Origin of the sequence: Planosporangium spinosum (assembly GCF_049999945.1) — a bacterium.
GTDB classification, from domain to species: Bacteria; Actinomycetota; Actinomycetes; order Mycobacteriales; family Micromonosporaceae; genus Planosporangium; species Planosporangium spinosum.
Window position 1 is genome coordinate 369563 of record NZ_JBLYUB010000001.1, and the last position, 14029, is coordinate 383591.

15 protein-coding genes are annotated in these 14029 nt (G+C 71.9%); 11 read left to right on the forward strand and 4 right to left on the reverse strand.

Going from position 1 to position 14029, the window contains the following annotated elements:
• The first annotated feature begins 14 nt into the window (after window positions 1–14).
• From ACNTMW_RS01745 to ACNTMW_RS01795, 11 genes are all read left to right on the forward strand, one after another.
• Window positions 15–944 carry a carbohydrate ABC transporter permease gene (locus tag ACNTMW_RS01745; RefSeq protein WP_426631505.1) on the forward strand — a complete coding sequence of 310 codons (930 nt, stop codon included), beginning with the start codon at window positions 15–17 and terminating at the stop codon, window positions 942–944.
• Complete coding sequence (locus tag ACNTMW_RS01750; RefSeq protein WP_426631506.1) at window positions 941–1756, forward strand: carbohydrate ABC transporter permease; 816 nt, start codon at window positions 941–943, stop codon at window positions 1754–1756. Before ACNTMW_RS01745 ends, ACNTMW_RS01750 begins: the two co-directional genes overlap by 4 nt.
• A gap of 4 nt (window positions 1757–1760) precedes the next feature.
• Window positions 1761–2912 carry a galactonate dehydratase gene (dgoD, locus tag ACNTMW_RS01755; protein ID WP_426631507.1) on the forward strand — a complete coding sequence of 384 codons (1152 nt, stop codon included), beginning with the start codon at window positions 1761–1763 and terminating at the stop codon, window positions 2910–2912.
• A 5-nt stretch (window positions 2913–2917) separates the two neighbouring features.
• Window positions 2918–3553 carry a bifunctional 4-hydroxy-2-oxoglutarate aldolase/2-dehydro-3-deoxy-phosphogluconate aldolase gene (locus tag ACNTMW_RS01760; protein WP_426631508.1) on the forward strand — a complete coding sequence of 212 codons (636 nt, stop codon included), beginning with the start codon at window positions 2918–2920 and terminating at the stop codon, window positions 3551–3553.
• Window positions 3550–4497, forward strand: coding sequence for a sugar kinase (locus ACNTMW_RS01765; RefSeq protein ID WP_426631509.1), 948 nt, complete (start codon window positions 3550–3552; stop codon window positions 4495–4497). Before ACNTMW_RS01760 ends, ACNTMW_RS01765 begins: the two co-directional genes overlap by 4 nt.
• A 75-nt stretch (window positions 4498–4572) precedes the next feature.
• A complete protein-coding gene (gene manD, locus ACNTMW_RS01770) occupies window positions 4573–5802 on the forward strand; it encodes a D-mannonate dehydratase ManD (protein WP_426631510.1) in 1230 nt (409 codons plus the stop codon).
• On the forward strand, window positions 5792–6361 hold the full coding sequence (locus ACNTMW_RS01775; protein ID WP_426631511.1) for a gluconokinase: 570 nt from the start codon (window positions 5792–5794) through the stop codon (window positions 6359–6361). The genes manD and ACNTMW_RS01775 overlap by 11 nt, the downstream gene beginning before the upstream one ends.
• Before the next feature lie 154 nt (window positions 6362–6515).
• The gene (locus ACNTMW_RS01780; protein ID WP_426631512.1) at window positions 6516–7562 is read left to right on the forward strand and encodes a sigma-70 family RNA polymerase sigma factor; all 1047 of its coding nucleotides are present in this window, start codon (window positions 6516–6518) and stop codon (window positions 7560–7562) included.
• 25 nt (window positions 7563–7587) lie between these two features.
• Window positions 7588–7947, forward strand: coding sequence for a VOC family protein (locus ACNTMW_RS01785; RefSeq protein ID WP_426631513.1), 360 nt, complete (start codon window positions 7588–7590; stop codon window positions 7945–7947).
• A 92-nt stretch (window positions 7948–8039) separates the two neighbouring features.
• Window positions 8040–9011 (forward strand): ATP-binding protein, encoded by a 972-nt coding sequence (locus tag ACNTMW_RS01790; protein ID WP_426631514.1) that lies wholly within the window; start codon window positions 8040–8042, stop codon window positions 9009–9011.
• A 148-nt stretch (window positions 9012–9159) separates the two neighbouring features.
• Window positions 9160–10260, forward strand: a complete 1101-nt coding sequence (locus ACNTMW_RS01795; RefSeq protein WP_426631515.1) for a TolB-like translocation protein — start codon at window positions 9160–9162, stop codon at window positions 10258–10260.
• Between the two features lie 294 nt (window positions 10261–10554).
• Here the strand turns inward: ACNTMW_RS01795 and ACNTMW_RS01800 are convergent, their stop codons facing one another.
• The 4 genes from ACNTMW_RS01800 to ACNTMW_RS01815 form a co-directional block, all read right to left on the reverse strand.
• Window positions 10555–11181, reverse strand: coding sequence for a class F sortase (locus ACNTMW_RS01800; RefSeq protein WP_426631516.1), 627 nt, complete (start codon window positions 11179–11181; stop codon window positions 10555–10557).
• A complete protein-coding gene (locus tag ACNTMW_RS01805) occupies window positions 11174–11662 on the reverse strand; it encodes a hypothetical protein (RefSeq protein ID WP_426631517.1) in 489 nt (162 codons plus the stop codon). Before ACNTMW_RS01805 ends, ACNTMW_RS01800 begins: the two co-directional genes overlap by 8 nt.
• Window positions 11663–11908: 246 nt before the next feature.
• Window positions 11909–12676, reverse strand: a complete 768-nt coding sequence (locus tag ACNTMW_RS01810; RefSeq protein WP_426631518.1) for a 4'-phosphopantetheinyl transferase family protein — start codon at window positions 12674–12676, stop codon at window positions 11909–11911.
• Window positions 12667–13509, reverse strand: coding sequence for a metallophosphoesterase family protein (locus tag ACNTMW_RS01815; RefSeq protein WP_426631519.1), 843 nt, complete (start codon window positions 13507–13509; stop codon window positions 12667–12669). Before ACNTMW_RS01815 ends, ACNTMW_RS01810 begins: the two co-directional genes overlap by 10 nt.
• Window positions 13510–14029: the final 520 nt, after the last annotated feature.

The window sequence follows — 14029 nt, forward strand, 5'->3', positions numbered from 1 at the left end:
CGGAGATCTATCTCATGGCTACCGTCACCTCCCCCGCCCGACCATCCGACCCAGCGTGGTCACGCTGGGCCAACAACCACCGCAAGTGGCTCTTCGCGACGCCCGCCATGGTGTTCGTCGCCGCGCTCATCGTCTTCCCGCTGGCCTGGACCGTGTACCTGAGCCTGACCGACGCCGAGGGGTCGGTCCGGGCCGAGTCCGAGTTCATCGGGTTCCGTAACTACATCGACGTGCTGTCCGACACCGACCGGTTCTGGCCGGCGGTCCTGCGCACGGTCACGTTCACCGGCGTCGCGCTGCTGTTCGAGGTCATCCTCGGCATGGGAGTCGCCCTCCTGCTCTGGCGCCCGTTCCGCGGCGAGAAGTGGGTCCGCGTCGCGATCCTGATGCCGCTGGTGGCCACCCCGGTCGCGGTCGGCATGATGTGGCGCCTCATCTTCGACCCCAACATCGGCCTGGCCAACCAGGCACTCGCGCTCGTGGGGATCGGTCCCCAGCCGTGGCTCGCGGGTCAGAACTCGGCCCTGCCGACGACGATCTTCATCGACGTCTGGCAGTGGACCCCGATGGTCATCCTGATCCTGCTCGCCGGGCTGACCTCGCTGTCGGACGAGCCCCAGGAGGCGGCGCTCATCGACGGCGCCAGTACCTGGCAGCGGTTCCGGCACGTCACCCTGCCGCTTTTGATGCCCACCGTGATCGTCGCGATCCTGCTGCGCGGCATCGACGCGCTGAAGACCTTCGACATCCTCTACGCCACGAAGGGCAAGGGCGGCGGCTCGTTCCACGAGGTGGAGACCCTCAACGTCTACGCCTACGGGCTCAGCTTCGACTACAACGAGTACGGCGTCTCCTCGACCGTCCTGATCATCTTCTTCCTGATCATCATCGCGGCGATGTGGGCCCTGACGTACCGCAAGAAGAAGGAGGAGGCGCGCCGGTGAAGTCGCGTACCCCGTACCGGGTCTTCCGCGTGGCGGCGCTGGCCGTCGTGGTGGTCTCGCTGCTCGCCCCGCTGATCTGGATGGTCGCCGCGTCGTTCAAGACGAACGTCGACATCTACGACACCAACAAGGCGATCGTCTTCTCGCCGACCCTCGACAACTACGCCAACGTCCTGAAGCAGGCGAACTACCTCCAGTTCATCGGCAACAGCCTGTGGGTGGCCTTCGCGGCCACCGTGTTCTCGCTGATCCTCGCCGTACCGGCGGCGTACTCGATGAGCCGCTTCAACATGAAGAAGTCCGCCCTCGTGGTGCTCATGGCCCGCGTGATCCCGGGCGTGTCGCTGCTGGTGCCCTGGTACTACGTCTTCTCCAACCTGCACATGGTCGGCGGCTTCACCGTACTGATCCTCAGCCACATGTTCGTGTCGCTGCCGCTGATCACGTACATCATGATGGGCTTCTTCGACGGTCTGCCGCTGGAACTGGAAGAGGCGGCGCTGGTCGACGGCCTGACCCACATCGGCGCGTTCCGCCGGATCACGCTGCCGCTGTCCACGCCGGGCATCGCGACCGCGGGCATCCTGTCGTTCATCTTCTCCTGGAACAACTTCATGTTCGCGCTGGTGCTCTCCGGCGCCGACACCAAGACACTGCCCGTGGCGATCTTCGACTTCGTCGGCTACGCCAGCATCGACTGGGGCGGCCTGATGGCCGCGGCGACCGTCGTCACGCTGCCGATCATGCTGATCGCCCTGTTCGTCCAGAAGTACGTCGTCTCCGGCCTCACCGCCGGTGCCACCAAGGGCTGAGGTTTTGACAACAAAGATCACAAGGGTCGAGACGTTCCTCGTCCCGCCGCGCTGGCTCTTCGTCCGGGTCGAGACTCAAGCCGGCATCGTCGGCTGGGGCGAGGCGACGTGCGAGGGGCGGTCGGAGACCGTACGCACCGCCGTGGAGCAGCTCAGCGAGTTCCTCATCGGCCAGGACGCGCTGCGCATCGAGGACCATTGGCAGGTCATGACGAAGGGGTCGTTCTACCGGGGCGGGCCGATCCTGGCCAGCGCCGTGTCCGGCCTCGACCAGGCGCTGTGGGACATCGCCGGCAAGCACTACGGTGCGCCGGTGCACCAGCTGCTCGGCGGACCGGTCCGGGACCGGATCCGGGTGTACGGCTGGGTCGGCGGCGACGAGCCGAGCGAGGTCGCCGACCACATCGCCGCCCAGGTCGAGGCGGGGCTGACCGCGGTCAAGATGAACGCGTCCGGTCGGATGAGCCCGGTCGCGTCGGTCGCCGAGCTCGACGGGGTGGTCGCCCGGGTGGCCGCCGCCCGTGAGGTGCTCGGCGACGACCGCGACGTGGCCGTCGACTTCCACGGCCGGTTCACCCTCGCCAACGCCCGGCGGGTCGCACCGCTGCTGGAGCCGTACCGGCCGTTCTTCCTGGAAGAGCCGGTGGTACCGGAGAACTCGCACCTCATCGGCGAGTTCGTGCGGTCGACGAGCACGCCGGTCTCGACCGGCGAACGGCTGTACTCCCGGCAGGAGTTCCTACCCGTCCTCCAGGCCGGCATCGCGGTCGCCCAGCCCGACCTGTCGCACGCCGGCGGCATCACCGAGGTACGCAAGATCGCCGCCCTGGCGGAGGTCTACGACGTCCAACTCGCCCCGCACTGCCCGCTCGGGCCGCTGGCGCTCGCGGCCTGCCTGCAGGTCGGCTTCGCCACGCCCAACTACCTGATCCAGGAGCAGAGCATCGGCATCCACTACAACCTGGGCGCCGAGGTGCTCGACTACTGCCTGGACAAAACGCCGCTGACGTTCGTGAACGGGTACGTCGAACGGCTCACCGCCCCCGGGCTCGGCATCGAGATCGACGAGCAGGCGGTACGGGCGGCGGACAAGCGCGGTCACGCCTGGCGGGGCCCGGTGTGGCGCCACCACGACGGCTCGTTCGCGGAGTGGTGAGCGGCATGACCGGTGATTTCACCGCCCAGCTCGCCGCCGCGCGGGTACTGGCGATCATCCGGGGCACCGACACCGACGCGGTGATCGCGACCGGCAACGCGCTGCTGGCTTCAGGGGTACGCCTCGTCGAGGTCGCCCTCACCACGCCCGGCGCGCTGCGGGCCATCGAGGCCATCCGCGCCGACGCGCCCGACGGGTCCCTGGTCGGGGCGGGCACCGTGCTGACCCCCGCCGACGTCGCCGACGTCGCCGCGGCCGGCGCCCAGTTCGTGGTGACCCCGGCCGTTGTGGACTCGATCCCGGAGGCGGTCGGCCGGGGCCTGCCGGTGGCCGCCGGGGCGCTGACCCCGACGGAGGCGTACCGCGCGGTCGCGATGGGCGCGTCCGTGGTCAAGCTGTTCCCGGCGTCGCTGGGCGGGCCGGGGTACCTCAAGGCGCTGCGCGACCCGTTCCCGACCATCCCGTTCGTCGCGGTCGGCGGCGTGGGGCTGGCCGAGATGGCCGCCTACCTGTCCGTCGGCGCGGTAGCCGTCGGCGTCGGTGGTCCGCTGGTCGGGGACGCCGCGTCCGGCGGCAACCTGGACGAGCTGCGGGCGCGGGCCCGGGCCTACGTCGCGGCCGCGCGGAAGGGTCCGGCATGACGGGGACGCCCGACGTCCTCACGTTCGGGGAGTCCATGGCCTCGTTCCGCTCGGCCGGCCCCCTCGCCGCCGGCGGAACGCTGGCCATGCACCTGGCCGGCGCGGAGTCCAACGTCGCCATCGCGCTGGCCCGCCTCGGCCACCGGTCCGCCTGGGTCGGCCGGGTCGCCCGCGACGAGTTCGGCGAGTACGTGCTGCGGCGGCTGCGCGGCGAGGGCGTCGACACCGCCCGAGTGGTCCGGGACGCGGAACGACAGACCGGGCTGATGTTTCTGGAACAGCGCACCGCCGACCTGACGCGGGTGCAGTACCGGCGGGCCGGCTCGGCCGGGTCGGCGCTGTGCGTCGACGACCTCCGCGGTCCGCTGGCAGCGGGAGCGCGCATCCTGCACCTCACCGGGATCACCCCGGCGCTGTCCGGCCATGCCCGGGAGGCCACGCGGTGGGCCGCCGAGACCGCGTCCGCCGCGGGGCTCCTGGTGTGCCTCGACGTCAACTACCGGGCCCGGCTCTGGTCGCGCGACGAGGCGCGGTCGGTCCTCGCGCCGCTGGCGGCGTACGCCTCAATCGTCGTCGCTTCGGACGACGAACTCGACCTCGTGGGCGCCCCGGGCTCGGACATCGTTGCGGGCCTGCTCCACCAGGGCACGGAGGCCGTGCTGGTCAAGCTCGGCGCCGCCGGCGCTCGGGCGTACACGCCCGACGGCGTCCACACCGCCGGGGCCCTGGCCGTGACCGCCGTCGACACCGTCGGCGCCGGCGACGCCTTCACCGCCGGCTACCTGTCCGGCCGGCTGGACGGTCTCGACGTCGCCGGCTGCCTCCACCGCGCCGTCACGCTCGGCGCCTTCGCCGTATCGACCGGCGGCGACTGGGAAGGGCTGCCGCGCCGCGACGAACTGTCCCTCCTGGACGGTCACGAGCCGGGAAACACCATCCGCTGAACCGCCCGAGCCGCGAAGCACCATCCGTTGAATCCGTACGGTCCGGCACGCACCGTCGCTCCAGAAAGGCACGCCGTGAAGATCCACAGCGCGGACGTCATCGTCACCAGCCCCGACCGCAACTTCGTCACCCTGAAGATCACCACGGACGAGGGCATCACCGGGCTCGGCGACGGCACCCTGAACGGGCGCGAGCTGTCCGTCGCCTCGTACCTGCAAGACCACGTCGTCCCCCTGCTGATCGGGCGGGACCCGCACCGCATCGAGGACACCTGGCAGTTCCTGTACCGCTCGGCGTACTGGCGGCGCGGGCCGGTCACCATGGCGGCCATCGCCGCGGTCGACGTGGCGCTGTGGGATATCAAGGCCAAGGCCGCCGGGATGCCGCTGTACCAGCTCCTCGGTGGCGCGTCGCGGACCGGCATCATGGCGTACGGCCACGCCTCCGGCCGGGACCTGCCGGAGCTGTTCGACTCGATCCGCGAGCACCTCACACTCGGCTACAGGTCCATCCGGGTGCAGACCTCGGTCCCGGGCATCAACGCCGTGTACGGCGTCGCCGCGCAGCCGAGCACCGGCGGCGTGCGGTACGACTACGAGCCGGCGCAGCGCACCCCGCTGCCGGCCGAGGAGGACTGGGACACCCGCGCCTACCTTCGCCACCTGCCCGGCGTCTTCGAGGCGGTCCGCAACGAGTTCGGCCCGGAGCTCCCGTTGCTGCACGACGGCCACCACCGGATGACCCCGATCCAGGCCGCCAAGCTCGGCAAGGCCCTGGAACCGTACGACCTGTTCTGGCTGGAGGACTGCACCCCGGCGGAGAACCAGGAGGCGCTGCGGCTGGTCCGCCAGCACACCACCACGCCCCTGGCCATCGGGGAGGTCTTCAACACCGTGTGGGACTACCAGACCCTCATCCGCGACCAGCTCATCGACTACGTCCGCTCGGCGGTCACGCACACCGGCGGTATCACGGCCATGCGCAAGCTGCTGGACTTCGCCGCGCAGTACCAGATCAAGTCCGGTATCCACGGCCCGACCGACATCTCCCCCGTCGGCATGGCCGCCGCGCTGCACCTGGACCTGGCGATCCACAACTTCGGCATCCAGGAGTACATGCGGCACGGGGCGCTCACCAACGAGGTGTTCCGGCAGTCGTTCACGTTCACCGACGGCTACCTGCACCCCGGTGACCAGCCGGGGATCGGCGTCGAGCTGGACGAGGTGGCGGCCGCCCGGTTCCCGTACGTACCGGCCTACCTGCCGTTCAACCGGCTCAAGGACGGGACCGTCCATGACTGGTGACCGCCCCGCCGGCGCCGTCCGGCCCGGCCCGGCCCGCTCCCGGCACGTCGTCGTGATGGGCGTGTCCGGGTGCGGGAAGACCACGGTGGCCAGGGGCATCAGCGCGGCGACCGGCCTGGCGTTCGCGGAGGCGGACGAGTTCCACTCCGAGGCCAATGTGGCGATGATGCGCGCCGGGGTACCGCTCAGCGACACCGAACGCTGGCCCTGGCTGCGGGCGCTCGCCGCCTGGGTCGCCGACCGCGCGGCCGAGGGGGTGCCCACGGTGCTGGCCTGCTCCGCGCTCAAGCGCGCCTACCGCGACGTGCTGCGGCAGGGGGCGCCGGCGATGGAGTTCGTCCACCTCGACGGGTCCGCCGCGGTGATCCGGGAACGGCTGTCCGCGCGGACCGGGCACTACATGCCGGCCAGCCTCCTGGACTCCCAGATCGCGGCGCTCGAGCCGCTGCAACCCGACGAGTCCGGCCTGGTCCTCGACGCCTCCCGGGCGCCGGACGACCTCGTCCGGGCGGCGATCGACGGCCTCGGTCTGCCGTCCGACCTGATCGTCGTCGAGTAGATCCGGTCCCCGTTCCGATCTTGGAAAGTTTGACACCAATACCGGAGCCAAACTTTCCAAGGTCTACGAGGAACCGGTCAGTCGCGGTCAGCGCCGCGCGCCGGAAACTCATCGGTCGCCCCGCGGCTGCCTGTCGGTGCGTATGGTCATCCGGGTGGCGGAGACGTGGAGCGGCGACGGCGCGCCGCTGGAGCCGTTCCGGGCCGAGTTGACCGGCTACTGCTACCGCATGCTCGGCTCCGGCTTCGAGGCCGAGGACGCGGTGCAGGAGACGCTGGTGCGCGCGTGGCGGTCGGCGGACCGCTACGACGCGCGGCGTGCCTCGCTGCGGACCTGGCTGTACCGCATCGCCACCAACGTCTGCATCGACATGCTCCGCGGCGCCCAGCGCCGGGCCCTGGCCATGGATCTCGGCCCGGCGGCAGGTGCCGGGCGGGACATCGGCGAGCCGGCGGCGGAGCAGAGCTGGATCCAGCCGGTCCCGGACGGCCGGGTGCTGCCGGCGGGCGGCGATCCGCAGGAGCTGGCCGTACAGCGGGAGACGATCCGGCTGGCGTTCGTCGCCGCGCTCGCGCACCTGCCGCCCCGGCAGCGGGCGGTGCTGATCCTGCGGGACGTGCTGTGCTGGAAGGCCGAGGAGGTCGCGCACCTGCTGGACACCAGCGTCGCCGCGGTGACCAGCGCGTTGCAGCGGGCGCGGTCGACGCTCCAGGCGGTCGGCCCCGTGCCCGGCGAACCGTTGCGACCGGCCGACCCGGCCCAGCGCGAACTGCTCACCCGGTACTGCGACGCGTTCGAGCGCCATGACGTCGCGGCGCTCGTCGCGCTGCTCCACGAGGACGCCACGATGTCGATGCCGCCCTTCCGGTGGTGGCTGCGGGGCCGTGACCAGATCGGGCTGGCGCTGCGGGACCCGGACGCGTCGTGCGCCGGCGCCCGTCTCGTGCCGGCCGCGGCCAACGGCTCGCCGGCGTTCTGGCAGCTGCGACCCGGCCCCGACGGCGGCTACGTGCCGTTCGGGCTGGTTCTGCTCGACGTGTACGAGGGGCGGATCGCCGGCATCACCACGTACCTCGACGCCGACCGGTTGGCCGGGCTGTTCGGTGCGCCGGCCGAGACCGCGGCAACCGGAAACGGCGCCGCCCCGCCGATGAGTTCCGCGGCGCCGGCCCGTACCACGGTGGACAGCGGTTCGACCTGACCTGAACACGATCCGGAGGAGCGTCGTGACGAACGTCCAGCCCATCATCATCACCACCGACCTGACCCGCCTGCGGTCGTTCTACCAGCGTCTGTTCGGGGCTGCGGAGGTGCGTCGCCACCCGGACGACGGCCCCGTCTTCTTCGTGGGCCTGAGGCTGGGCGACTCGGAGCTCGGCCTGGTCTCCGACGCGGCGGCCGACCTGTCCGCGCCGCAGCGGATCGTGCTGAGTGTCGACGTCGACGACGTCGACGCCGTGCTGGGCCGGGTGGAGGCGGCCGGCGGACGCGTACTCGGCCCGGCGACCGACATGCCGTGGGGACAGCGGGTGGCCCACGTCCACGACCCCGACGGCAACATGCTCAACCTGACCCAGCCGCTGTGACGGGCACACGCGGGTACGAAGCCTTCTTCGCGTTTGCGGTATCGCGTCGTGCCGTTTGACATCCTTATTGAAAACGGATATCAGTACCGTTTGTGAAGGTTGCCTTCGTCGGAAAGGGCGGCAGCGGCAAGACCACACTGGCCGCGCTGTTCGCCCGCCAACTCGTCGCGTCGACGCCCGGAGCACCGCTGCTGGCCCTCGACGCGGACATCAACCAGCACCTGGCGGCGGCCCTGGGCCTGCCGGAAGCGGACACCGGAGCGCTCCCCGCGCTGAGCGACCACCTCATCGAGATCAAGGAGTACCTGCGCGGCACGAACCCGCGGATCACCTCGGCCACGGCGATGGTCAAGACCACCCCGCCGGGTCGGGGTTCACGCCTGCTGCGGGTGGCGGAATCGAACCCACTCTACGACCGACTCGTACGCGAGGTCGGCGGAATCCGGTTAGCGGTCACCGGCGCGTTCGCCTCCGACGACCTCGGCGTGGCCTGCTACCACTCCAAGGTGGGCGCGGTCGAACTGATGCTCAACCACCTCGTCGACGGGCCCGGCGAGTACGTGGTGGTGGACATGACCGCCGGCGCGGACTCATTCGCCTCCGGCCTGTTCACCCGCTTCGACCTGACCGTCCTGGTGTGCGAGCCGACCCTGCGCAGCGTCGGGGTGTACCGGCAGTACGTCGACTACGCCCGCGACTTCGGCGTGCGGCTGGCGGTGGTCGGCAACAAGGTCGACGACGCCGCCGACGTGGCGTTCCTGCGCGCACAGGTCGGCGACGACCTGCTGACCTGGGTGGCACGGTCGCCGTTCGTCCGGGCCGGCGAGCGCGGCCGGGTACTGCCGATCGCCGACCTGGAGCCGGACAACCGGGCCGCGCTGGACACGGTGCGGGCCGCCCTGGACTCCTGCGGCAAGGACTGGGCGCGGTACCTGTCCCAGGCCGTGGAGTTCCACCTGCGCAACGCGGCCGCATGGGCCAACGACCGGGTCGGCGAGGACCTCGCCGGCCAGGTCGATCCGCAGTTCGTACTCGGACCGGCGGCGCCCGCCGCGGTCCACTGACCGGCAGCCGCTGCACCAGTCCCCACATCTGCGGGACTGCTGAACACACCGGCCGGCGCGCGCCTGAACCCGCGCGCGCCGGCCGGCGCGTAGCCTGTGCGGGATGTCGGCCAGCGAGAGAGGACCGAGCCGGAAAGGACCGGGTGCCGTGAACGCCTCCACCTGGCGAATGCGGGCGGCCGTCACCGCCGCGCTCGCCGCCGCCGTGACGCTGCTGGCGCTGCCCGCTCCGCGCTCCTCCGCCCCCGCGACGCCCGCCGGGCCACTGGCCCTGGCCCAGGCATGGCCGGCGGCCCGCACGACGGAACTGGCCGCCAATCTGCCCGGTGGCGGCCGGTTCTTCCCGTCGGCGGTCCTGGACCCCGGCCAGCTGGTCGGCACGGTCACCAGCGCGGACGGCAACCGCACCAGCCTGGTCCTGCTGCGCACCGCCGACCCGGCCCACCCGCGGGTCCTCCAGGAGTACCGCACCGCCGACGGCGTCTCCATCGACGCGGTCTCCGCCGTCGACGGCCGGATCTACTGGATGACCGGCACCGCGGACGACCAGGGCCGCCCGCACACCAGCCTGTACCGCGCCGACGCCGCGGGCGGGCAGCCCCGCCGCCTCACCGACGACACCGGCCGCCCCACCTACTACGGCAGCCAGTACGACCTGCAGGTGGTCGACGGCCGGGTCTACTGGACCGCCACCCGCACCATCGACCCGCTGACCAGCGAACTCCGCTCGGTCCCGGTCGACGGCGGCCCGGTCGCGGTACGCCCGTTCGACGCCGCGTACGCGCTGGCCGCCTGGCCGTGGCTCACCACCTCCGGGGGCTCCCTCGGCCAGCCCGTCAGCGTGCTCAACGCCACCACCGGCGAGCGGCGCACCATCCAGCCGCGGCCGGGAGAGCAGCTGGCGTGCGGCCCGACCTGGTGCCGGGCCACCACGTCCGGGCCGAGCAACGCGGTCATCACGCTCCGGCGGCTCGACGGCAGCGGCGAGGTACGGGTCAACGCCGACGGGGAAGGATCGGTCATCGTCGACGTCGCGGTCCTCGACCGCTTCGAGCTGTTGGCCGCGCCGGTCTCCCACCCGCTCGCCGTGGCGAGCGAGAAGCTGGCCATGTACGACCTGAAGACCCACCGGCGCGTCGCGCTCGCCGTCACCACCGCCGCGGGTGGCCGCGGCCGGTGGCTGTGGTGGTCCACGGGGGACAACGAGACGCTCACCTGGCACCTGCTCGACCTGACCAGCCTGGCCTGAACCGCCGACCCGGCGCACGTGCGCTCGCCGACGCCGTCACCGCCGAACTGGCCGGCCGCCGGGCCGCGGGCGTGACCGGCCGGCCCGTCGTAGACGACAGCCTTCATCGGGATCTTCGCATGGAAAGGCACCCCACCCTGCTGGTGAGGCGGGGTCCGGGACAGCTACCCCGGCTCCTGCCCACCATGCCGGCCGGCCCGGCGCGGCCAGGCCGGGCTTCGGCCCGTCGGGTGTCGCTCGACCGGCGCGGTCGACCAGCGCGGTGAAGCGGCGTGGTCGGCCGGTGGCCCGCGCTCACCCCGGCGCGGCGAGGGCCGCATAGACGATGATGTTGTCGTTGTAGTTGCCCGACGCCGAGTCGAAGCTGCCACCGCAGGTGATCAGGCGCAGCTCCGGGCGGGTGGTGGCGGCATAGACCCGACCGGTGGGGAATTCACCCTTGTCCACCTGCTCGGTCCGGTAGACCACGAACCGGGCGGTGCTGCCGTCCCGGCGGGTGATGAGCACCTGGTCTCCACGCCTGAGCTTGGACAGCCGGTAGAAGATTCCCGGGTCGTTGTAGCCGTCCACGTGCCCGACGATCACGGCCGCGCCCGCCTCCCCCGGGGTCGGCCCCAGGGAGTACCAGCCGGCCTGCATCGGGTCCTCCACCGGAGGAACCTGGATGGTCCGGTCAGGGTTGAGCCCGAGCGGCAGCAACGACGAGGTCGCGCCGATGGCGGGAATGGACACGCGCACCGGTACGGACCGGGGCAACGCCACCTCAGCGGGCTGCCACGGCGCGGGAGCGGGCTGCCCCGCCGACCAACCGGTCAGCGAGACAGCCTCGAACGCGAGTGAACCAATGGCCAGCAGCGCGGCCAGGATGACGACCGTGCCGAGCGCCACGCTGCGGACCTGCCGCGGCAGGTGACTACTCATTCAACGCCCGACGGCGGCGCGCCACGACGACGCCACCCACGGTGAGCAGGCCCGCGGTGGCCATCGACAGCAGAACGGTCGGGTCGCCGGACCCGGCGGTGCCGCCACCACCGGCGCTGACCGCACCGGTCGGTGTCGTCGCTACGCCCTTCGGCACCGCCGTCACGGTGGCCGTCGTGGTGGTCTCGCTCGGCGTCGGAGTCGCCCCGGTCAGCGGACGGTCGGCCATCGCACCGCCGCCGGCACTGATCGCACCCTTCGGCACCGCCGTCACGGTGGCCGTTGCGGTGGTCTCGCTCGGCGTCGGAGTCGCCCCGGCCAGCGGACGGCTGGCCGCCGCGGCGCTGGTAGCACCCAGGGCCGTCGCGGCCAGCGCGACCACCATCACCGGAAGCGCCGCCGCCCCCGCCAGCCGCGCCCGACGGCCGTCGCGGCGGTGAACAGGGAGTTCCGGCTGCGGCGACGATGCACTTCGGATCACTTTACGCACAATTCCCCCTCGGATCTCAGAGTCGGAGTACTGACCGTGGAACTGCTGGGGTTTCGCCTTGTGCGACATGCGTGGCGTGACCTACGCCGGCGGTACCGGTCGGGCTACGCCGTCGGTACTAGACCGGCGGAGGCGCAGTACCCCGACCGCGGCGAGCTATCCTCCGACCCCGGGAAAATCCGAGGGGTTCTTTCCGCGTCCCGCACGCCCGACGCGAGCAGGCGCCACGGGTGCGTGTCAGGTCTCCAGGACCGGTCGACCGCTCCGGTGTCGCCCACCCGCCGGCGGCCGGTCCCCGGGCACGGCGTCCACCGCCGCACCCGCCTCCACGACTCCGGGCGCCGCCGGCACGGCGATGGCTGTCACCAGCAGGTCCCGCCCCGCCGCCCAGCGGCCGGTGAACCGGTCCAGTCGGCTGTCGTCGGCCAGTACCGGCCCGTCGACCAGCAGTCTGGCGTGGAAGGCACCGTGTCGCGGGTCGACCGTGACGGCGGCCTGGTCGAAATCGAGCCAGCGGCGGGTCAGCGGGAACCAGGCTTTGTACACGGCCTCCTTCACGGAGAACAACAGCCGGTCCCACCGCACCGCCGGATGGTCACGCAGGTACGCGGCGACCCACCGCCGCTCCTCGTCGAGCGCCACCACGTCCAGGACCCCCGACGGCAGCGGCTCGTTCGGCTCCGCGTCCACTCCCAGCGTCGCGATGTCCCAGGCGTGGGCGACGACCGCCGCCCGGTACCCGGCGCAGTGCGTCATGCTGCCGACCACGCCCTCCGGCCAGACCGGGCCGCCACGCGGCCCGGGCACGATGGGCACGGGCGGGTACCCCAGAGCGGCCAACGCCCGCCGGGCGCAACCGCGCACGGTGGTGAACTCCCGGCGCCGCTTCTCCACCGCCTTGGCGATCGCCCGCTCCTCGTCCGGGAACAGCTCGCACGGCGCGGAGTCGTCGAACGCCTCGGCCGAAGCCACCGGCTCCGGCAGCAGCGCCGCTATCACCGACACGGCTCGGGGGTCAGGACGGCGCGCGCCGGCCGGGGAGTATCGCCGCGCCGGCGCCACTCCCGCGGGTACCCCAGCGACACCTCCTCGAAGCGCACGCCGTCGTGCCAGGTGGTCCGCGGGATGTGCAGGTGGCCGTAGACCACCACGGCGGCGCGGAAACGCAGGTGCCAGTCGGCGGTGAGCGTGGTGCCGCACCACTGGGCGAACTCGGGGTAGCGCAGGATCCTGGTCGGTTCCCGGACCAGCGGATAGTGGTTGACCAGGACGGTGGGCACGTCCGGGTCGACAGCGGCGAGCCGCCGCTCGGTCTGCGCCACCCGTATCCGGCACCACTCCTCCCGGCCCGGGTAGGGGTCCGGATGCAGCAGCGTCTCGTCGGTACAGACCACGCCCGTCTCGTACGCCCGGCGCAGGGACTGCTCCGTGGTGGTCGTGCCCGGCGCGCGGAACGAGTAGTCGTACAGCAGGAACAGCGGCGCCACGATGACCGGACCGGCCGGGCCGTCCCAGACCGGGTAGGGGTCCTCCGGGGTGTCCACGCCGATGCGCCGGCACATCCGCACCAGGTGGCGGTATCGCTGGTCGCCGCGCAACTGCACCGGATCGTCCGGCAACGTCCACAGTTCATGGTTGCCCGGTGCCCAGATCACCCGGGCGAACCGCTGACGCAGCAGCATCAGGGCCCATTCGACGTCGGCCATCCGCTCGCCGACGTCACCGGCGACGATCAGCCAGTCACCCGGCGACGCGGGCTCGAACTCCGCCACGAACCGGCGGTTCTCCGGGTAAGCGACGTGCAGGTCGCTCACCGCCCAGAGATTCCGGTTGTCCATCGGTCGATCCGTCCCCGTTCCGGCACCCGGTGTCCGCACCGCCCGAGCCGCCCGGCTGCCTGGGCGGCTCGTCATGTCATGCACTCTATGGAGCGTGCCCGGCGGCGCAACCCCTGTCGCACCCCGATGCCGCACTCCGGTGCCGCAGGGGCAACCGGTTCGCACCGCCAGGCGACCGGGTAGCCATCCGTTCCGATCGACGCCCCACCAGACGATGGACGCGCCCCTCTCACACCAGGCGAGAGAGGGGAGAAACGACGGAACATACGCCGATTCACGTATTGGAAATCGCCGAATTGCGGTGAACTGAACATGACGGCGGTATCCGCTCCACGCTCGCGTCACGCCCCCTCCACCGGGATCCGCCATCCGTCCACCGAGGCCGTAACGCGGTGACCGACGCCGGGCCCGGTGATCAGCCGGCTACGCCGCTCACCCGTCCCCGTTGTCTGAGCCCCTCGCCCGGGGCACCCGCGGTACGCCGCGCCGGCACCCGGTGCCACAGACCACCCGTCGCGGG